The sequence below is a fragment of the gamma proteobacterium symbiont of Scutellera amethystina genome (assembly GCF_059730845.1).
In genome coordinates this window covers 2,610,296-2,630,742 of the sequence record NZ_AP035935.1, presented here as the reverse complement: position 1 = coordinate 2,630,742, position 20,447 = coordinate 2,610,296, and the positions used below count along the sequence as shown (strand labels likewise).

General features: G+C 58.2%; 17 protein-coding genes. 10 read left to right on the top strand and 7 right to left on the bottom strand.

The features are described from left to right. Nucleotides 1–115: 115 nt before the first annotated feature. Nucleotides 116–658 (top strand): cell division protein ZapC, encoded by a 543-nt coding sequence (locus tag AC6I79_RS12360; protein WP_058759732.1) that lies wholly within the window; start codon nt 116–118, stop codon nt 656–658. A 3-nt stretch (nt 659–661) separates the two neighbouring features. On the opposite strand, the gene AC6I79_RS12355 is transcribed toward AC6I79_RS12360, so the two are convergent. Further along, nucleotides 662–1,771, bottom strand: a complete 1,110-nt coding sequence (locus AC6I79_RS12355; RefSeq protein ID WP_421039355.1) for a YcbX family protein — start codon at nt 1,769–1,771, stop codon at nt 662–664. 96 nt (nt 1,772–1,867) lie between these two features. Between AC6I79_RS12355 and rlmKL the strand changes: the two genes are divergently transcribed. The 6 genes from rlmKL to rmf all read left to right on the top strand — a co-directional run bounded on the left by rlmKL (nt 1,868) and on the right by rmf (nt 9,811). Then, a complete protein-coding gene (gene rlmKL, locus AC6I79_RS12350) occupies nt 1,868–3,985 on the top strand; it encodes a bifunctional 23S rRNA (guanine(2069)-N(7))-methyltransferase RlmK/23S rRNA (guanine(2445)-N(2))-methyltransferase RlmL (RefSeq protein WP_264239576.1) in 2,118 nt (705 codons plus the stop codon). A gap of 5 nt (nt 3,986–3,990) precedes the next feature. Beyond that, nucleotides 3,991–5,898 (top strand): ABC transporter ATP-binding protein, encoded by a 1,908-nt coding sequence (locus AC6I79_RS12345; protein WP_159378296.1) that lies wholly within the window; start codon nt 3,991–3,993, stop codon nt 5,896–5,898. Nucleotides 5,899–5,914: 16 nt separating this feature from the next. Then, on the top strand, nt 5,915–7,198 hold the full coding sequence (pqiA, locus tag AC6I79_RS12340; RefSeq protein WP_058780796.1) for a membrane integrity-associated transporter subunit PqiA: 1,284 nt from the start codon (nt 5,915–5,917) through the stop codon (nt 7,196–7,198). After that, nucleotides 7,170–8,813, top strand: coding sequence for an intermembrane transport protein PqiB (gene pqiB, locus AC6I79_RS12335; protein WP_021508311.1), 1,644 nt, complete (start codon nt 7,170–7,172; stop codon nt 8,811–8,813). The genes pqiA and pqiB overlap by 29 nt, the downstream gene beginning before the upstream one ends. Beyond that, entirely contained in the window at nt 8,810–9,376 is a 567-nt protein-coding gene (pqiC, locus tag AC6I79_RS12330) for a membrane integrity-associated transporter subunit PqiC (protein WP_021508310.1), read from the top strand. The genes pqiB and pqiC overlap by 4 nt, the downstream gene beginning before the upstream one ends. Before the next feature lie 267 nt (nt 9,377–9,643). Then, complete coding sequence (gene rmf, locus AC6I79_RS12325; RefSeq protein WP_013508548.1) at nt 9,644–9,811, top strand: ribosome modulation factor; 168 nt, start codon at nt 9,644–9,646, stop codon at nt 9,809–9,811. A gap of 66 nt (nt 9,812–9,877) precedes the next feature. Here rmf and fabA read toward each other — a convergent pair whose 3' ends face one another. Both fabA and AC6I79_RS12315 read right to left on the bottom strand, forming a co-directional pair. Beyond that, nucleotides 9,878–10,396, bottom strand: coding sequence for a bifunctional 3-hydroxydecanoyl-ACP dehydratase/trans-2-decenoyl-ACP isomerase (gene fabA / locus AC6I79_RS12320; protein WP_010616565.1), 519 nt, complete (start codon nt 10,394–10,396; stop codon nt 9,878–9,880). Between the two features lie 67 nt (nt 10,397–10,463). Continuing rightward, nucleotides 10,464–12,326 (bottom strand): AAA family ATPase, encoded by a 1,863-nt coding sequence (locus tag AC6I79_RS12315; protein WP_127833892.1) that lies wholly within the window; start codon nt 12,324–12,326, stop codon nt 10,464–10,466. A gap of 53 nt (nt 12,327–12,379) precedes the next feature. Between AC6I79_RS12315 and matP the strand changes: the two genes are divergently transcribed. Next, complete coding sequence (matP, locus tag AC6I79_RS12310) at nt 12,380–12,847, top strand: macrodomain Ter protein MatP (RefSeq protein ID WP_021508308.1); 468 nt, start codon at nt 12,380–12,382, stop codon at nt 12,845–12,847. A 69-nt stretch (nt 12,848–12,916) separates the two neighbouring features. Here the strand turns inward: matP and ompA are convergent, their stop codons facing one another. Continuing rightward, entirely contained in the window at nt 12,917–13,987 is a 1,071-nt protein-coding gene (gene ompA, locus AC6I79_RS12305; RefSeq protein ID WP_058759727.1) for a porin OmpA, read from the bottom strand. Between the two features lie 348 nt (nt 13,988–14,335). Beyond that, nucleotides 14,336–14,827 (bottom strand): SOS-induced cell division inhibitor SulA, encoded by a 492-nt coding sequence (sulA, locus tag AC6I79_RS12300; protein ID WP_031279848.1) that lies wholly within the window; start codon nt 14,825–14,827, stop codon nt 14,336–14,338. A 224-nt stretch (nt 14,828–15,051) separates the two neighbouring features. On the opposite strand from sulA, the gene AC6I79_RS12295 reads away from it, so the two are divergent. Next, complete coding sequence (locus tag AC6I79_RS12295; RefSeq protein WP_058775389.1) at nt 15,052–15,681, top strand: TfoX/Sxy family DNA transformation protein; 630 nt, start codon at nt 15,052–15,054, stop codon at nt 15,679–15,681. Here AC6I79_RS12295 and yccS read toward each other — a convergent pair. Then, entirely contained in the window at nt 15,678–17,816 is a 2,139-nt protein-coding gene (gene yccS, locus AC6I79_RS12290; RefSeq protein ID WP_058775390.1) for a YccS family putative transporter, read from the bottom strand. The genes AC6I79_RS12295 and yccS overlap by 4 nt on opposite strands. An 8-nt stretch (nt 17,817–17,824) precedes the next feature. Next, complete coding sequence (locus AC6I79_RS12285) at nt 17,825–18,268, bottom strand: YccF domain-containing protein (RefSeq protein WP_021508303.1); 444 nt, start codon at nt 18,266–18,268, stop codon at nt 17,825–17,827. 123 nt (nt 18,269–18,391) lie between these two features. Between AC6I79_RS12285 and helD the strand changes: the two genes are divergently transcribed. Continuing rightward, nucleotides 18,392–20,446 (top strand): DNA helicase IV, encoded by a 2,055-nt coding sequence (gene helD / locus AC6I79_RS12280; RefSeq protein WP_058775391.1) that lies wholly within the window; start codon nt 18,392–18,394, stop codon nt 20,444–20,446. The last annotated feature ends 1 nt before the right edge of the window (nt 20,447 follow it).

The following is a 20,447-nucleotide window of genomic DNA, read 5'->3' as shown; positions in this document are numbered from 1 at the left end:
TCTCCCTCCGGCTCGTTTATATTTTGTCCTGTTCGTACAATTTTCAGCTTTTTCCTTAAAGCAATATTTTAAATTTGAGCGCCGTTTAGCGCAGCGTAAATCCACAGGGCACCCCATGAAAATCAAACCCGATGACAACTGGCGTTGGTATTTTGACGCAGAGCATGACCGGATGATGCTGGATCTGGCCGATGGAATGTTATTTCGCTCGCGCTTCTCGCGCAAAATGCTGACGCCCGATGCCTTTAATGACAGCGGTTTTTGCGTTGATGACGCTGCGCTTTATTTTACTTTTGAAGAGCGCTGTCGCCAGAGCGGATTAAAAAGCGATCAGCGCGCCGAGCTGGTGCTGAACGCGCTGGTGGCCAGCCGTTTCCTTAAGCCGCTGATGCCGAAAAGCTGGCACTTCACCAGCCATGCGCACAGCTGGCAGCCCGTCGCGGGCGATATGGTGGCGGTAACGCTGGCTGACAGCGGCGAACAGGCGCAGCTGCTGGTGGTCGAAAGCGGCGAGAATGCCGCGCTCTGTCTGCTGGCGCAGAGTGCGCTGACGGTGGCGGGCAAAGGGATGCAGCTCGGCGATGCCATCAAGATCATGAACGATCGCCTGCAGCCGCAGTTGCAGGAGAGCAGCGCGCCCTTCGCCCGCGCGGTGTAGCGCTTACGCCAGTTCGATATCTCCGTTCGGAATACAGCTGCAGCTGAGAATGGTGCCATCGCCGCGCACCGCGCTCTGCTTCAGTGCCTTTACGTCACCCGACACCAGCGTCATTTTGCAGCTGCCGCAGATTCCGGCCCGACACGAATAGGGAATGCGAAAGCCCTGCATCTCCAACTGTTCCAGTAATATCTGCTGATTATCGCCGGCAAACTGCTGACCCTGATAGCCAATGGTCACGGCGGCCGGCGCGCTGCTGGCGGCCTGCAGCGTTTCCACCACCTCACCGGCACCGTAAGCGCGCGGCGTCTGCCGTTCCAGCACTTCAACCGTATCGCCGACGCGCACGATGCCGCTGTTAAGCGCAATCAGATTGAGGCCGAAATCGATATCACCGCTGCCGTCCTGCGCGCTGCGAAAGCGCTGCAGCGTGGCGAGCGGTTCGCCCTGCGGGTGCTTGCGACCGCTTTCGGTGCCGATGGTGGTAAACACGCAGCGGCTGCACGGCTTCGGCATCTCGAAGGTGATCTCGCCGATCTTAATACGTTTCCAGCTGTCCTCATCCCAGGCGCTGGCGCCGCTGACGATCAGATTGGGGCGGAACTGTTCCAGCCGCACGCTGGCCGGACAGCGCTGCTGCAGATCCTGCAGCGACGCCATGTTGACCAGCAGGTAAGGGAAGCCGTCAGCGAACCCCAGCGGGACCTGGTCGAAGCGTTTTACCCGGCGGGACGGCTCAGTGCCAACCCAGCGCAGCTGCACCGGGCGCGGGAAAAAGCCGCTCAGCCACTGGTTGATGGTGTCAGGCGCAATGCGCGCAGTGAACTGGTTGCCCCACACTTCCGTCGGTGCCGGCTGGGCGCTGAAATCGCTGAAGCGGATCAGCGCCTGGCTGCCGTCCGGCGCGGTGATGAATAGCCCGTCGGGCAGCAGGGCGGGCGTGAAACGCACCATCTCCGGAAACTGGCGGGCGGTAATAAAGGTCCCGTCCGCTTCGGTCACCATAAAGATGCGATCGAAGGCCAGACCGCTTTCCAGCACCTGTGCGTGTGACAGCTGCAAACCACGCATCGATTTAACCGGGTGAATATACAGGCGAGACAGGGTAATCATCACAACTCCGTACAGACAAAAAGAAGCTAACTTTATGACATAGGACGCTGATTCGCTATAATGCGCAACAATTTTAGCAAGAGTAAAAGTGACGATATGAATTCTCTGTTTGCCAGTACGGCGCGTGGGCTCGAAGAGCTGTTGAAAACTGAGCTGGACGCGCTGGGTGCGCAGGATTTGCAGGTGGTGCAGGGCGGCGTCCACTTCCGAGCCGACGACCGCGTAATGTACCAAAGCCTGCTGTGGAGCCGTCTGGCTTCACGTATTTTGCTGCCGCTGGGAGAATTCGGCGTCTGGAGCGATCTCGATCTCTACGTCGGCGCGCAAAGCATCCCGTGGAGCGAGCTGTTTGACAGCAACACCACGTTCGCCATCCACTTTAGCGGCACCAATGAGGTGATTCGCAACAGTCAGTTTGGTGCGCTGCGCATCAAAGATGCGATTGTCGATAGCTTTACCCGGCAGAATCTGGAACGTCCGAGTGTCGATCGCGAGCAGCCGGGCATCCGCATTAACGCGTGGCTGAACAAAGATCGCGTTAGCATCGCGCTGGATCTGAGCGGCACTGCGCTGCACCAGCGCGGCTATCGTCAGCAAACCGGCCAGGCACCGCTTAAAGAGAACCTGGCGGCGGCGATTGTGATGCGCTCCGGCTGGCAGAACGGCACGCCGCTGGTCGATCCGATGTGCGGCTCCGGTACGCTGCTGATTGAAGCGGCGCTGATCGCCTGCGATCGCGCGCCGGGCCTGCTGCGTTCGCACTGGGGCTTCAGCCGCTGGAAACGCCACAACAATGCACTGTGGCAGGAAGTGCGCAGCGACGCGCTGCAGCGTGCGCGCGCCGGCACGGCCGCCACCACGTCACGCTTCTTTGGCTATGATAATGATGGTCGCGTGCTGGAGTGGGCACGTGCCAACGCGCGCCGCGCCGGCGTGTTCGATCTGTTCACTTTTGCGCAGCAGGATGTGCTGCAGCTGAAAAATCCGCTGGCAGGCGAAGAGGTCAGCGGTACGGTGCTGAGTAACCCGCCGTACGGTGAGCGTCTGGAGAGCGAGCCGGCGCTGATTGCGCTGCACAGCCAGCTGGGCCGCATCATGAAACAGCAGTTTGGCGGCTGGAATTTGTCGCTGTTCAGCGCCTCACCCGAGCTGCTCAGCTGCCTGCAGCTGCGCGCCGATCGCCAGTTTAAAGCGAAAAACGGTCCGCTGGAGTGCGTACAGAAGAACTACCAGCTGGCGGAGAACAGCGCCGAAGGCGGCGCACAGATTGCCGAAGACTTTGCTAACCGCCTGCGTAAGAACAGCAAAAAACTGGACAAGTGGGCGCGCCAGTCGAATATTGACTGCTACCGCCTGTATGACGCCGATCTGCCGGAGTATAACGTGGCGGTCGATCGCTACGCCGACTGGGTGGTGATTCAGGAGTACGCGCCGCCGAAAACCGTGGATGCGACCAAAGCGCGCCAGCGCCTGTTTGACGTAATCGGTGCCACGCTGAGCGTGCTGGAGATACCGGCCAATCGCCTAGTGCTGAAAACCCGCGAACGGCAGAAGGGCAAAAACCAGTACCAGAAGCTGAGCGAGAAGGGCGAATTCTTTGAAGTGCAGGAGTTTAACGCGCGGCTGCTGGTGAACCTGACGGATTATCTCGATACCGGCCTGTTCCTCGACCACCGTATTGCGCGCCAGATGCTGGGCCAGATGAGCCAGGGGAAAGATTTCCTTAACCTGTTCTCCTATACCGGTAGCGCCAGCGTGCATGCCGGGCTGGGCGGCGCCAAGTCCACCACCACGGTCGATATGTCGCGCACCTATCTGGAGTGGGCCGAGCGTAACCTGCGCCTGAACGGATTAACCGGGCGCCAGCATCGCCTGATGCAGGCGGACTGCCTGAGCTGGCTGCGCGAAAGCGATGAGCAGTTCGATCTGATCTTTATCGATCCGCCGACTTTCTCCAACTCCAAACGCATGGAAGATGACTTCGATGTGCAGCGCGACCACCTGATGCTGCTGCAGAACCTGAAGCGCATGCTGCGTCGCGGCGGCACCATTATGTTCTCCAATAACAAGCGCGGCTTCAAAATGGATCTGGACGGCTTGCAGCGTCTGGGTCTGCAGGCGCAGGAAATTACGCAAAAAACGCTGTCGCAGGACTTTGCGCGCAACCGTCAAATTCACAACTGCTGGCTGGTAAGCCACGCCGGTAAGGAATAAGTTTTATGTCACTGATCAGTATCCATGGCGCTTACCTGTCGTTCAGCGATGCGCCGCTGTTGGATAACACCGAACTGCATATCGAAGAGGGCGAGCGCGTCTGTCTGGTTGGGCGCAACGGCGCCGGTAAATCGACGCTGATGAAAATCATCAACGGCGAACAGCCGCTGGATGACGGCCGCATTATTTATGAGCAGGATTTGGTGGTCGCGCGGCTGCAACAGGATCCGCCACGCAATATCACCGGTTCGGTGTACGACTTCGTCGCCGAGGGCGTGGCCGAACAGGCTGAGCACCTCAAGGCCTACCACGCCATATCGCATTTAGTGATGGAAGATCCGAGCGAGAAAAACCTCAACGAAATGGGGCGACTGCAGACGATTCTCGACCATCACAACCTGTGGCAGCTCGACAGCCGCATCAACGATGTGCTGCAGCAAATCGGGCTGCAGCCGGACACCGAACTGTCGTCACTCTCCGGTGGCTGGCTGCGTAAAGCCGCGCTGGGCCGAGCGCTGGTCAGCAACCCGCGCGTGCTGATGCTCGACGAACCGACTAACCACCTCGATATCGAAACCATCGACTGGCTGGAAAGCTTCCTGAAAACCTTCAACGGCAGCATCGTGTTTATTTCGCACGACCGCTCGTTTATCCGCAATATGGCGACGCGCATTGTCGACCTCGATCGCGGCAAGCTGGTGTCATGGCCGGGCGATTACGATCAGTTCCTGCTCGGCAAAGAGGAAGCGCTGCGCGTTGAGGAAATGCAAAACGCCGAATTCGACCGCAAGCTGGCGCAGGAAGAAGTGTGGATTCGCCAGGGCATCAAAGCGCGTCGCACCCGTAACGAAGGCCGCGTGCGCGCGCTGAAAGCACTGCGTCGTGAACGCTCCGAACGGCGTGACGTGATGGGCAAAGCCAATATGCAGGTCGGTGAAGCGGCGCGTTCCGGCAAAATCGTCTTTGAGCTGGAAAACGTGGATTACGGCGTTGACGGCAAAACGCTGGTGAAGGATTTCTCCACCCAGGTGCAGCGCGGCGACAAAATCGCCCTGATTGGCCCGAACGGCTGCGGTAAAACCACGCTGCTGCGGCTGATGCTCGGCCAGTTGAAGGCAGATGTCGGTCGCGTGCACTGCGGCACCAAACTGGAAATCGCCTACTTCGATCAGCACCGCGCGGAGCTGGATCCGGATAAAACCGTGATGGACAACCTGGCGGAAGGCAAACAGGAAGTGATGGTCAACGGCAAGCCGCGCCACGTGCTCGGCTATCTGCAGGACTTCCTGTTCCACCCGAAACGCGCCATGACGCCGGTGCGTGCGCTGTCCGGCGGCGAGCGTAACCGTCTGCTGCTGGCGCGTCTGTTCCTCAAGCCCAGTAACCTGCTGATTCTTGACGAACCGACCAACGACCTTGACGTCGAAACGCTCGAGCTGCTGGAAGAGCTGGTTGATGGCTATCAGGGCACCGTGCTGCTGGTGAGCCACGATCGTCAGTTTGTGGATAACACCGTGACCGAATGCTGGATCTTTGAAGGCAACGGCGAGATCGGTACCTTCGTCGGTGGCTACCATGATGCGCAGCAGCAGCGCGCCGCCTACAAACAGACCAAAGCTGCACCGGTCAAAAGCACAGCGGCTAAACCGGCAGAAAAAGCCGACGCCCCCAAACGCAGCGCAGGCAAGCTAAGCTATAACCTGACGCGTGAACTGGAACAGCTGCCGCAAAAGCTGGAGCAGCTGGAAACGCGTATCGGTGAGCTGCAGGCGCAGATGAGTCATCCGGACTTCTTCAGCCAGCCGCACGACAAAACGCAGCCGGTGCTGGATGCGCTGGCGCAGGCGGAGCAGGAGCTGGAAACCACCTTTGAACGGTGGGAAGAGCTGGAAGCGCTGAAAAACGGCGCATAACGCAGAGGGAGTCAGCATGTGTGCCACGCATCAGACGCAGCACTGGATGCTCTGTCCGCAGTGTGATTTAACCGTAAAACTGCCCGCCGTACCGGTGGGCAGCCGTGCGCGTTGTCCGCGCTGTCACACCACGCTGGTGGCTAACTGGCACGAACCGCGTAAACGTCCCACCGGCTATGCGCTGGCGGCGCTGTTTATGCTGCTGCTGGCCAATCTGTTTCCGTTTATCAGCATGCATGTGGCTGGGCTCAGCAGCCAGATCTCGCTGATGGCTATCCCGCAGGTGATGGATCGCGAGGATTATCGCAGCCTCGCCACGCTGTTCCTGCTGTTTGTGCAGGGCATTCCGGCTTTCTGCATGATCGCCATTCTGCTGCTGGTGAATCCGGTGCGCTTGCCGCACAGCCTGCGACTCGGGCTGGCACGCATTCTGTTTCAATTGCGCAGCTGGGGTATGGCAGAAATTTTCATGGCCGGCGTGCTGGTCAGCTTCGTCAAACTGATGGCCTACGGTGAAATTGGCCTTGGCAGCAGTTTCTGGCCGTGGTGCCTGTTTTGTCTGCTGCAGCTGCGTGCGTTTCAGTGCGTCGATCGCCGCTGGGTCTGGCAGCGCATCGATCCGCTGCCGCCGCTGGCGCAAACGCCGCAGGCGGGCATCAGCGGACTGAAGCAGGGGTTGCGCAGCTGTCCGTGCTGCACCGCGATTCTGCCGGCCGCGCAGAAAACCTGTCCGCGCTGCGGCGTGAGCGCTGCGCCGCGCAGGCAGCACAGCCTGCAGTGGACGCTGGCGCTGCTGATCACCTCGGTGATGCTGTATATCCCGTCGAATATTATGCCGATCATGGTGACCGAAACGCTCGGCTCGCAGTATCCCTCCAACATTATGGCCGGCGTGATTTTGCTGTGGGGCGATGGTTCCTGGCCGGTCGCGCTGGTGATTTTTATCGCCAGTATTATGGTGCCTTCGCTGAAGATGGTGGCAATTGGCTGGCTGTGCTGGCACGCCAGCGGCCGCGGCCGGCGCGACAGCGAGAAGATGCACCTGATTTATGAGGTGGTGGAGTTTGTTGGCCGCTGGTCAATGATTGATGTGTTTGTGATCGCTGTGCTGTCTGCGCTGGTGCGCATGGGCCAGCTGATGAGTGTTTACCCTGCGCCAGGCGCGCTATTGTTTGCGCTGGTGGTGATCCTGACTATGTTCGCCGCCATGACGTTTGATCCGCGCCTGATTTGGGATCGCCTACAGGAAACTGAACGTAAGGAGCCGCGTCTTGACGGACAACCAACACGGCATTGCTAACGTCGACCAGATTAAACGCTGGTCGCCGGTGTGGATCGTACCTATCGTCACGCTGTTAATCGGCGGATGGATTCTGTTTTATCACTTCAGCCATCAGGGACCGCAGGTCACGCTGATCACCGAAAACGCCGAAGGCATTGTTGCCGGTAAAACCACCATTAAAAGCCGCAGCGTCGACGTGGGCACCGTCGAAAGCGCGGTGCTGACGGACGATCTGCACCATGTGGAGATCACCGCGCGCCTGAATGCCGGCATGGAAAAACTGCTACATAAAGACAGCGTGTTTTGGGTGGTGAAGCCGCAGATTGGCCGGGAAGGGGTGACGGGCCTCGGTACGCTGCTCTCCGGCGCCTACATTGAACTGCAGCCGGGCGCCAAAGGGGATAAGCCAGAGCATTATCAGTTGCTCGACGCACCGCCGCTGGCCCCGCCGGATGCCAAAGGTATTCGCGTCATCCTTGACAGCAAAAAAGCCGGCCAGCTTAATCCGGGCGATCCGGTGCTGTTCCGCGGCTATCGCGTCGGCACGGTGGAAACCAGCACCTTTGATACCGACAAGCGCATGATGACCTATCAGCTGTTCATCGCCGCGCCTTACGATCGCCTGATTACCACCAACGTGCGCTTCTGGAAAGACAGCGGCATTGCGGTGGATATGTCCGCTTCCGGCATGCGCGTCGAAATGGGCTCGCTGACGACCCTGTTTAGCGGTGGTGTGAGCTTTGACGTGCCGGACGGCTGGGAACTCGGCGAGCTGGCCAAAAATCAGGACGACTACCACCTGTATGATGACCAGCGCAGCATTCAGGATTCGCTGTACACCAAACACACTGATTTCCTGATGTTCTTCAGCGACTCGATTCGTGGTCTGCAGGTTGGTGCGCCAGTCGAGTTCCGCGGCATTCGTCTCGGTACTGTGGCTCAGGTGCCTTACATGATCCCGGGCGTGAATCAGGCGCTGAACACCGATTACCGCGTGCCGGTACTGATCCGCATCGAGCCGGACCGCTTTATCAGCCGTCTGGGGGGCGACTTCAATCTTGAACAGCATCTGCAGGATGGTAAGAAACGCGGCCTGCGCGCCACGCTGAAAACCGGCAACCTGCTGTCCGGTGCGCTGTTTGTCGATCTCGACTTCTATGACAATGCACCGGCTTACAAAGGACCGAACGAAGTGGCGGGGCTGGAAGTGATTCCGACCGTGAGCGGCGGCCTGAGCCAGATTCAGCAGAAACTGATGGCGGCGCTGGATAAGATCAACGCGCTGCCGCTCAACCCGATGATCAACCAGGCCACCGGCACGCTGAAAGAGAGCCAGCGCACCCTGCAGCAGCTGCAGAAAACGCTGGATAACCTCAATCAGATCACCGCCAACCCGGCGATGAAAACGCTGCCGGCCGATATGCAGCAAACCCTGCGCGAGCTTAATCGCAGCATGAAGGGGCTGCAGCCGGGATCGCCAGCGTATAACAAACTGGTGGGCGATATGCAGCGCCTTGACCAGGTGCTGCGCGAATTGCAGCCGGTGCTGAAAACGCTCAACAGCAAGAGCAACGCGCTGGTATTTGAAGCCAAACCGGGTCAGGATCCGCAGCCAAAGAGGGCGAAACAGTGAAAAAAGGGCTGATTATCGGTGCTGTGCTGCTGCTGGCGGGCTGCAGCAGCACCATCGACACCACTTATTACCAGCTGCCTGCGGGCAGCAATATGGCGCGCGTCAGCAGTGACGCCTCCGCCAGCCAGCCGATGATTTGGGTTGAACAGGTGAGCGTGCCGGATTATCTCGCTGGCAACGGGCTGGTTTATCAAACCAGCGACGTGAAGTACGTGATTGCCGCCAATAATCTGTGGGCCAGTCCGCTCGACCAGCAGCTGCAGCAGACACTGGTGAGTAACCTCGGCCAGGCGTTGCCCGGCCGGCTGGTGGCCAGTCAGCCGCTGGGTGACACGCACGATACGCTCAGCGTGCACGTCACCGGCTTCCATGGTCGCTATGACGGCAAGGTGGTAGTAAGCGGTGAATGGCTGTTACAACATCAAGGCCGGCTTATCAAACATGGCTTTAATCTGACGCTGCCGCAGACCGAAGATGGCTACGATGCGCTGGTGCGCACGCTGGCGCTCGGCTGGCAGCAAACGGCACAGCAAATCGCTAACAGCGTGGTGACGCTAAATTAGGATTTGTTCGATGCTTATGCTAAGTCCCTGATTTGCCGTTATGTGACGGCGCGCAAATCAGGGACTTTTTTATTGCGGAATCAGCCAGATATGGCGGCGGCACTGAGGGATTTGTGTCGATTTCACGGCAAATTGATGACATTGGCGTGAATTTTGCGCATTGACCTTTCACCCACCACAGGTTAGAACATTACTGTGGTTGAACATTAATTCACCACTCTTTCTTTCCACCAGATTCCACCAGACCTGAAATGAGGGAAACGAGGTATGAAGAGACAGAAGAGAGACCGCCTGGAACGAGCACATTCACGAGGCTATCAGGCAGGCATTACCGGCCGCTCAAAAGAGATATGCCCTTATCAAATGATCGATGCCCGGTCTCACTGGTTGGGAGGTTGGCGACAAGCCATGGAGGACAGGTCGGCGGTGGCTTAGGCACCGTCGGATGTCTGTAAACAGGAAAAAAAACCTCCGCTGCGTGCGGAGGTTTTTGTTGGCGGGTCAGAACGCTGAAGTGTCTTTAAACAGGCCCACTTTCAGGTCAGTCGCGGTGTAAATCAGGTTACCGTCGACGAACACTTCGCCATCGGCCACGCCCATCACCAGCTTGCGGTTGATGACGCGTTTGAAGTGAATTTTGTAAGTAACCAGCTTCGCCGTCGGCAGAACCTGGCCGGTGAATTTCACTTCACCCACACCCAGCGCACGGCCTTTACCTTCCGCACCCAGCCAGCCGAGATAGAAGCCAACCAGCTGCCACATAGCATCCAGACCCAGACAGCCTGGCATCACCGGATCGCCTTTAAAGTGGCAATCAAAGAACCACAGGTCAGGGCGGATATCCAGTTCGGCTTCCACATAACCTTTATCGAATTTGCCGCCGTCTTCGGTCATTTTGACCACGCGGTCCATCATCAACATGTTGTCAGACGGAAGCGGTGGGCCATTCTCGCCAAACAGTTCGCCGCGACCAGAGGCAATCAGGTCTTCTTTGCTATAGGATTCGCGTTTATCTACCATGTTCTCAATATGCCTTCTTTTAGTGAAGCCCGAATATTAGCGAACAGTTGTACGCTGGGCAATGTAATCAGCTGTGGTTGAACCAGTTGAGCCAGCGTAATGGCCAGGGCCGCGGTCGGTTTTCCTGCTGATTGAGCTGAGTAATGCGCTCCTGAATGGTGCTCAGCAGCGAGTCGCCGCTTTCGCTCTGCCAGGCAATACCGGTTAACAGCGGCAGCGCTTCGTCAACGCGCTCAATCGCCCAGATATGGAACTGGCCCTGCTGCACCGCTTCTACCACGTCGTCGCTGAGGCTGAGATGGCGCACGTTGCTGGCAGGCAGAATCACGCCCTGTTTGCCGGTCAGCTCACGCGACTGGCAGATGTGGAAGAAGCCTTCGATTTTCTCATTCAGACCACCCACCGGCTGCACGTTACCAAACTGGTCCACCGAACCGGTAACGGCAATCTGCTGGTTCAGCGGCTGGTTTGCCAGCGCGCTGATCAGTACACACAGCTCGGCCAGCGAGGCGCTGTCACCGTCGACTTCGGAGTAAGACTGCTCAAACACCAGCGATGCCGAGAAGGGCAGCTGCTGTTCCAGCTCCAGCTCAGAAATCAGATATGCCTGCATGATCATCATGCCTTTGGCGTGGATGTTGCCGCCAAGCTCCGCTTTGCGCTCCACGTCGGTAAACTCGCCATCGCCCGGATGCACAACACAGGTGATGCGTGACGGCTCGCCCCACGGACGTGGATGGCCAGGGAATTCAATCACCGACAGGCCGTTGATCTGCCCGACCACTTCGCCTTCCGTTTCGATCATGATCTGATTCAGCAGGATCTCATCGCGCATCCGGTCGGCAAGGAAACTCTCGCGCCACTGGCGTGCTTCCAGCGCCTCTTTCAGCGCCTCACCATTCAGTGTCTCACCGTGCAGCGCGGCTTCCTGCAGCTGACGGCGCAGCCAGCGCGGGCACAGCGGCAGCGTGTCCTGATCGCCGGTCAGACGCACCGCTTCCTGGATCAGCAGCGGCCAGAAATCAGCTTCGGGTGGCGTCAGGCCGGCCAGCTCCGCCTGGCATAGCGTCCAGCGGCACCAGTTGGCCATGTCATCCTCATCGACCAGCTGGAGATTCTCTTCGAACTCGCTGTAGAGCGCCATTTCGTGCACTTCAACGTCCAGTTCCTGGAAGCTGGCCAGCGCCTCGCGATCGCCACATAAAATCAGACGCAGCTGCAGCGGCAGTGGGGGAATGGTCACCGGCAGGGGACGACGCTCGTCCGGTGAGTACCAGTCGAAGCGGCCCAGTTCGATCACTTTGCGCAGGCGTAGCCACAGCAGCGGCTGCGCCAGCAGGGTATTGATCGACAGAATCAGCGTACCACCGTTAGCCTGATGCAGCAGACCGGGCTCCAGCTGTACGCGATCTTTATACTGACGCACGCAGCCAAACAGCTGCTCGGACTCAATCCAGTCGGCGTAATGCACGCCGCCGGTGCTGGTGAAGGGACGGCTGGCATCGACAGGCGGTTGCAGGCTGACGTTGTCGCCCATCACATGGTAATCACCGCCGTACAGCGCGTCCTCATCAGGCTGAAAGCGCTGCGCCGCTTCGGCAATCCACGCCAGATAATCACTGTTTTCCTGGCTGCGTAACAGCAGCAGCGGAAAGCCCAGCGTTTGATGATGTAAATGCGCCAGCGCATTCAGCAGACGCGGCTGAACCGCGGCAAGCGTATCGCTATCTTCCAGAGAGACGGTTGAGAAAAGTGATTGGTAGCGTGAGCTATCCGGCTGCAGGGCTTGCCACGTAAGTTGAGTGCTGGTCAAAATATTCGCATTAGTCTGGTTCAGGAAAAGCGCGATTATACAGGATTCAACCCGGTTAAGCACGGCGCACTTCCGGCCTGAACTGTGATGCCCGCAACATGTTTTTCCTTGCTGCATCCGGGAAAAAAGCTGTTATTCTTAGTTTGTTACGTGATCACGATGAGATTCCGATGAAATACCAGCAACTCGAAAATCTTGAAAGTGGATGGAAGTGGAAATACCTGGTGAAAAAGCATCGGGAAGGTGAGCTGATCACCCGGCATATTGAGCTGAGCGCTGCGCAGGCGGCGGTAGAGACGTTGCTGGCGATGGAGAATAACCCGGTTGAGGTCGGTGACTGGATCGCAAAGCATATCCATCCGGAACTGGAAAACCGTCTGAAGCAGACCATACGCGCGCGGCGCAAACGCCATTTCAACGCAGAGCATCAGCACACGCGGAAAAAATCGATTGATCTGGAGTATCTGGTGTGGCAGCGTCTGGCCGGTCTGGCGCAGCGTCGTAACAGCACCCTGTCAGAGACCATCGTTCAGCTGATCGAAGATGCAGAACGCAAAGAGAAGTATGCCAGTCAGATGTCGACGCTGAAGCAGGATCTGCAGGCGATTCTGGGTAAAGGCGGCGCGGATAACGAATAGCAAAAAATTGCGTGTGATAAAAAGCCAAAAAAAACCCCGCCAAAGCGGGGTTTTTTATTGCGCGATAACTTAAGCCTGAGGCTGAGTTACAACGTCTTTGATACCTTTCACGTCGATTTCAACGCGACGGTCTGGCGCCAGGCAGTCGATCAGGGCATTGCGGCCTTTCACGCTGTCACAGGTGTTGCCAGTAACTGGGTTAGATTCACCCATGCCACGTGCAGAGATCTTGTTAGCCGGGATACCTTTAGATACCAGGTAGTCGACAACAGACTGAGCACGTTTCTCAGACAGCTTCTGGTTGTACTGGTCTGAACCGATGCGGTCGGTGAAGCCCAGAACCACAACAGAACCGTCTTTCGGATCCATTGAGCTCAGCTGGCTGTACAGCTGATCCAGAGCCTGCTGGCCTTCTGGCTTCAGGGTAGATTTGTTGAAGGTGAACAGCACGTCAGACTTCAGAGTGAAACGCTTGGTTTCAACAACCGGAGCCGGAGCTGGCGCTGGAGCAACAACTGGTGCAGCAGCTTCGTCCTGACCGAAACGGTAAGAAACGCCGACGCTCAGCATGCTGTTGTCTGGACGCGCACCAACGGTACCTGCGTCACCGATGTTGTTAACCCACTGGTAGTCCAGGCGAGTCGCCCAGTTTTTGGTCAGTGCGTATTCAACACCAACAGCAGCCAGCGGAGAAACGCCGGTGTCGTGGTTGCTGATGCGGCCGTTGTCTGGGTTGGTCTGAGTTGAATCAGCACGCCATACCATGCCGCCCAGACGGGTGTACACGTCCAGATCGTCAGCAATTGGGTAGCTCAGTTTAGCTGCCAGCTGAACGCCCTGTGCTTTGAATGCGCCATTGGTCACGTTGCCTTTGTTCGGCATACGGCCCAGCCAGTCGTAGCCCAGCTCGAAGCCCAGGTATGGGTTAGCCTGGTAGCCCAGGAAAGCACCTGCGCCCAGCTGAGATTCGTGAGTTGGACCGTCGTTGTTTTCGTAACCGTTACCGTAGTAACCAGTATCGTGATACTGAGACCAGCCCAGTTTAGCACCGGTATACCAGGTGTCATCTTTAGGAGCGGCCTGCGCTACGGTAGCGAAGCCAGCCAGTGCCACTGCAATTGCGATAGCTGTCTTTTTCATTTTGCGCCTCGTTATCATCCAAATAGGCAATGAGCAAAAAGGTTGCTCTTGGTTGTAATCCTTCGCCGGGTCTAAACGCTCGCTTATGACTCTACCGAAAAAACGGAGGTTATTGAGCACCCTGGCGAGGTAAAGTCTACAACGAGATTGGAAACTTACAAGTATGATGTGACGTCAGCGGATAAAAAAACAGGGATTTATACACACATTTTAACAAATGACATGGCAAAATTTTCGCTACCAGAAAAGAAAAATGCGGCTAAGCCATTGTCATAGCTGGCGGGAAAAGAATCAGTGGCTTAGCCGCAACTTTGTGAAAAAATAGCGTGAGAAAAATCTTAGTTTTACTTAATGAAACAAATCAGAGGGAATTTTTGCGCTGTTTGGCTGTCTGGACAGAGCAAGATCCCGCCCCTGAGGACGCATAATCAATCCCAGCGCTTCGCCTTCGGCGGCTGCCTGCTCAAGTTCCAGGCGCTCTTCATTGCTCAATTCATAAGGAATCCAGGCGAGTACCACGCTGTAGTTGCCGGTGCGCAACGCTTTCACCATGCTCTCAACCGTGCTTAAACGCTCGGATTCCGTAATATGCATACTCTTTTCCAGCGGTAATCCTGACTGCTGCATCCAGCTGCGGTTCAGTTTGTGCGCTGGCGTCAGCCACAGCTGCCAGCGTGACTGCGTGCTCAGCTGCTTGAGGACCGGCAGTAACAGCAGCGGCATGATGCCGGGCTGCTCGCTATAACGCAGTTCAGTAATACCACCCAGAGAAGGTTGCGTTAAGCCCGTCGCAGCGAAACGGTGAGCACGATCAGCAGGGCCAGAGTATTGAGTACGCATATTTTAATCACTCAGTAATGAACTGTATGAATATACAGTAATGAGTTCCTGGATAAAGATCAACCTCAATTTCTGAAAATGCCTCGCAAATTCCGCACAAGAACCGCGCGTTGCCGCTTTTATTCATTGAACAGCTAAATCGTTTTTTCTATCTTCTAACCAGATGAATCTCTGAGCTTTTTATAGGAAATTTCCCGCGCAAGGAATGAGGAAAAGGGGACGTTATGAAGAAAAATAATCCGGTGGTTGAGCAGTCCAAAGCCCAGTTAGCGGCATTGGGAAAAATTGAATCGCGCACCCAGTTTGGTGGTTACGCGCTGGCGGTCGAAAAGGTGGTGTTTGCTTACATCAATGAGGATGCGCTCTATCTGCGCGCCAGCGAGGCGCTGCAGCACTATGCCGCACAGCGCCCGCTGGAACCGTTGATATATCGCAAGCGCGGCATGCCGGTGACGCTCAGCTACTACAAAGTGGATAAACAGCTCTGGCAGGACGCCGATCAGCTGCTGCGCTTATCGGCCAGTTCGCTGTCTGCGGCGCGCGCCGAGGCGGCGAACAGACTTGTCTTGCTCAGGCTGAAAGATCTGCCCAATCTCAGCCTGCGCATGGAGCTGATGCTGCACAAAGTCGGGATCAATTCTGTTCGCTTACTGTATGAAATGGGCTCGCGTCAGAGCTGGCTGAAGTTGCGGGCGGTGAATAAAGATATCGGCCTGAAAACGCTGCTGGCGCTGGAAGGCGCCATTTCCGGCCATCACCAGGCCGCTTTGCCGGCGGCGGTACGTGAAGAGTTAAGCGCCTGGTATCAGGAAACGCTCCGCCAGCACGCCGCGGCGGAGAGCCTGTTGCCTTAAGCGGCAGCGAGGGTGCGGCGCAGACGGGCAATTTCCGGCAGCAGCGCAACCAGCAGCCCCAGCTGCTGCAACACCAGCGGTGCCTGCGCCTCCTCACTGGTTTTCAGCGCGCTCAGGCGCTGCATCAGTGCCTGCTGCATCGTTTCCGCCTGCGCTTCGCTGACGCGTTCGATCTGCAGCACATCCTCGACGAAGCATACCGCGTCATCTAAAAGCGTCAGCAGTTCGCCCTGCGTCAGCTGCTCCCGGTGCGCGCCCAGCGCCGAGATGTAGCTGAGGAACGAGTGGTTGAGGCACATCAGACGGAACGCATTCTCGCGCAGCGGCGGCTGTTGCTTCAGTTCGCCGCTGATATTGGACACCACGGACGCCAGTTCCGCATCGGCGTTGTGCGCGTCACGGCGCGCCACGCGGTAGGCGAGACGGTTATCTTTACCCTGATGATACTGTTCCAGGATGGCATCAAGATAACGACAGTTGGCATTCAGCGTGCGATCGGCAACCGTCGTCAGCTGACGGAAACGCCAGTCAGGCCAGACAAACGCCACCGCCAGCCAGGCCAGGCCACAGCCGAGCAAGGTATCCACCACGCGCGGCAGGGCGACATCAAAGCCTTCACCCAGCAGATTGAAGCACAGCAACACCAGCAGGGTGATGAACAGCGTCGCCTGCGCGTACTGAATCTGGCGGAAGGCGAAAAACAGCACGCCGCTCAGCACAATCAAAACCAACTGGCCCTCGATAGAGGGCACCAGCCACAGCACCGGCAGGCCAATCGCAATACCGGCCAGGGTTCCGCCAATGCGCAGCGCCAGCCGCCGCCGTGTGGCGTTGTAGTTAGGCTGGCAGACAAACAGGCTGGTCAGCAGGATCCAGTAGCCGCGATGCAGGCCGGTAAGCTGAATGAAGGCGTACCCCACGCACAGCACCAGCGACATGCGCACCGCGTGGCGGAACAACGCCGAGGTCGGACTCAGATGTCGACTGAGGCGCAGCCGGATATCCGCCCAGCCACTCAAGCCTTCACGCGACAGATGGTGATCGCTCTGCGTCAGCGGTTCTGCCAGCCGCTGCTCTGATTCGATCGACGCCAGCTGCGCGTCAATGGCGCGTAAGTTGCGCAGCAACCAGAACAGCGGACGAATGTGCGTCGCCTGCGGATCGTTATGTTGCAGGCGCTGCAGGGCGGTCTCCAGCCGTTCAAAGCTGCGCGCAAAATGGCTATCGTGGTGCCACGGCTGGCGCAGCACGATATTTTCTGCCAGCTGGCGACAGGCCTGCGCCTGCATGTTCAGCAGTCGCTGAAAGCGAAACAGCACCTCGTTGTAACGCCAGTCATCACGCAACAGGTGATATTGCAGATGCGACGAGCTGGCGCGCTCGTGAATATCCTGCGCCACAAAATAGTAATGCAGGCTGCGCCGCGTGCTGCGCGAGCCGCGGTCGCCGCGTAAACGGCTCTGAATGGTGGTTTTCGTCAGGTTGAGCTGCGCCACCAGTTGACTATTGACCATCGCGGTGGCGATCAGCGCCGCGTCATCCTGCTCACCGCCGTCGGGATCAAACAGATTGGCCTTGGCTTCCAGATAGCGCGCCAGCTGGGAAAAGCTGGCGGCCAGCTGCTCCTGCACCGGGCGCACCGGGAACATCAGGTGGCCGATAAAGGTCAGCAGGTTGTACCACAGCGCGCCAATCAGTAGCAGCGCCGGCTGCATCCACCACTGCGGAAACAGGCCAATGCCCAGCATGGTGTACACCGCGATCAGCAGGGCACCAAACGCAATGGTGGCGTAGCGCTGCCCCAGCGCGCCCAGCAGGATAAATCCCCAGCTGGAGAGCGCCAGACCGATAGCAAACAGCCACGGGTGCGGAAACAGCAGCTCAACCGAGACCGAGGCGATGCAGAAGCACACCAGCGTGATGAGCAGGTTGCGCACGCGGCCGGTCCAGCGATCGTCAAGATCGGCCAGCGCCGCCGCCACCACGCCGAGCGTTAGCGGAATGGTCCACTCAATCTGCTGCAGCCACCAGGGAACGGCGGCACAGCCGGCTAGCGCGAAGAAGATGCGCAGCAGGTAGCGCAGGCTGCTGTTGAACAGATAACGGCGCCAGCCGGGCAAAGCGTCAGGCATCATCTTCAGCCTCAGTAGCGGCGCCGCGCGTTGGCTTCACGCGCCGCCTGCGCTTCTTCCACTGACACCACGCGACGACCTACCGGCCACAGCGCGATAGCGGCGATTTTAAAGTGGGCAATGCCGGTCGGGATACCGATGATGCTCAGACACTGCAGGATGCCGGTCGAGATGTGCATCAGGCACAGCCACCAGCCAAAGAAAATCAGCCAGAACAGGTTGAGGAAGGTGCCGCCGGCGTTCAGCACGTGGCTTTTGCTCTCCGGGCGCAGCACGTCAACGTGAACCGCTTCGTTGCCAAACGGCAGCAGGGACAGTTTGGTGATCTCCCAGCAGGAGCGGGTCAGCGGCAGGGTAAAGATCAGCACGATGCTGATCAGCGTGGCCAGCAGCCAGCCGAGGGTGGTGATAAAGCCGCCAAGAACAAAATTCAGAATATTAAGCACGGTGCGCATAACGCGATTTTCCTTTTGCAATCCGCAATATGTGTCGCCCAGTTTAGCGTGTTTTAAGGCTGGAGCGCTAAGGGTCTGACAGGTAAACTGCGCGATAATTGAATTCCACATGACGGTGCGGAGATGGAACTAAAAGCAACATCCATGGGCAAACGGCTGGCACAGCATCCCTATAACCGGGTGCGACTGCTGGCTGCCGGTGTGGAAGTCAGCGGCGATCGCCACGAGTACCTGATCCCGTTTAATCAGCTGATCGGTATTACCTGCAAACGCGGCCTGGTGTGGGGCGAGCTGGAGTTTTTGTTACCGGAAGAGAAAGTGGTGCGGTTGCACGGCACCGAGTGGCAGGAAACCCAGCGTTTTTATCATTACCTGCAGCAGGCGTGGCAGCAGTGGAGCCTCGAGATGAGCGAAATCAGCGCGCAGGTGCTGAGCGCGCTGCAGCAGGAGATCGTCGCGTTTACCGGCCAGGATCGCTGGCTGAAGCGCAGCGAGCTGGCTGCGGTAAAAGAGACCATCACGCGCCAGTTTTCCGCCTTACCGCTGCCGCTGGCACGGCTGGAGGAGTTTGATAACTGCCGCACGCTGTGGCGCTTTTGCCAGCAGTGGCTCGAGCAGGGCGAGAGCGCGATTCGGCAGCGCAACCGTGAATGGAGCGCGCGGGTGATCAGCGATAATCACGCCTTCTTCTCCACCGTTGAAACCACGCCGCTCAATCCATCGCAGTGTGAGGCGGTGGTCAACGGTGAAGACGCGCTGCTGGTGCTGGCCGGCGCGGGCAGCGGTAAAACCTCGGTGCTGGTGGCGCGCGCCGGCTGGCTGTTACAGCGCAAACTGGCGCAGCCGGAGCAAATCCTGCTGCTGGCTTTTGGTCGCCAGGCGGCGGAAGAGATGAACGATCGGATCCAGACGCGGCTGGGTGAGAGCGCGATTCAGGCGCGTACGTTCCACGCGCTGGCGCTGCACATCATTCGTGAAGGCAGCAATAAGCAGCCGGTCATTAGCCGGCTGGAAAGTGACAGCAGCGCGCGACGTCAGTTGCTGATCGAAAACTGGCGCGAGCAGTGCAACAGCAAAAAGGCGCAGGCCAGCGGCTGGCGACAGTGGTTGCAGGAAGAGCTGGCGTGGGACGTGCCGGAAGGTCCGTTCTGGCAGGATGACAAACTGGCGCAGCGTCTTGCCGTGCGGCTGGAGCGCTGGCTCGGCCTGATGCGCATGCACGGCGGCGCGCAGGCGGCGATGATTGCCGATGTGCCGGAACCGCTGCGCGACAATTTCACGAAGCGCGTCAGGCTGATGGCACCGCTGCTGAAAGCATGGAAAAGCGCACTGAAAGCCGAGGGCGCGGTGGATTTCTCCGGGCTGATCCACCAGGCGATCGCTGTGCTGGAGAAGGGCCGCTTTATCAGCCCGTGGAAGCACATTCTGGTGGATGAATTCCAGGATATTTCACCGCAGCGGGCGGCGCTGCTCAGCGCGCTGCGGCAGCAAAATAAGCGCACCAGTTTGTTTGCGGTCGGCGATGACTGGCAGGCGATCTATCGCTTTAGCGGCGCGGAGATGAGCCTGACCACCGCGTTTCATCACTATTTTGGCGAAGGCGACCGCTGCGTGCTGGATACCACCTACCGCTTCAACGATCGCATCGGTGACATTGCCAACCGCTTTGTGCAGCAGAATCCGCATCAGCTGCGCAAGCCGCTCAACAGCCTGAGCAAAGGGAACAAGAAATCCATTACGCTGCTGCCGCAGGAGCAACTGGAAGCGCTGCTCGACAAGCTGAGCGGTTACGCAAAGCCGGACGAGCGCGTACTGCTGCTGGCGCGTTACCATCATCTGCGTCCGGCCATGCTGGATAAAGCCAAAACCCGCTGGCCGAAACTGCGTATTGATTTCATGACCATCCACGCCAGTAAAGGCCAGCAGGCGGATTTTGTCATCGTGCTGGGGCTGCACGAAGGGCGTGACGGTTTTCCGGCGCAGGCGCGCGAGTCGATCATGGAAGAGGGACTGCTACCGCAGCCGGAGGATTTTCCGCATGCCGAAGAGCGGCGCCTGGCCTACGTGGCCATCACGCGCGCGCGTCAGCAGGTGTGGCTGATGTTTGATAAAGAGCGGCCTTCCGTGTTTGTCGAACACCTGCGCGAACTGGGCGTTGCGCAGAGCCGGAAGGCCTGAG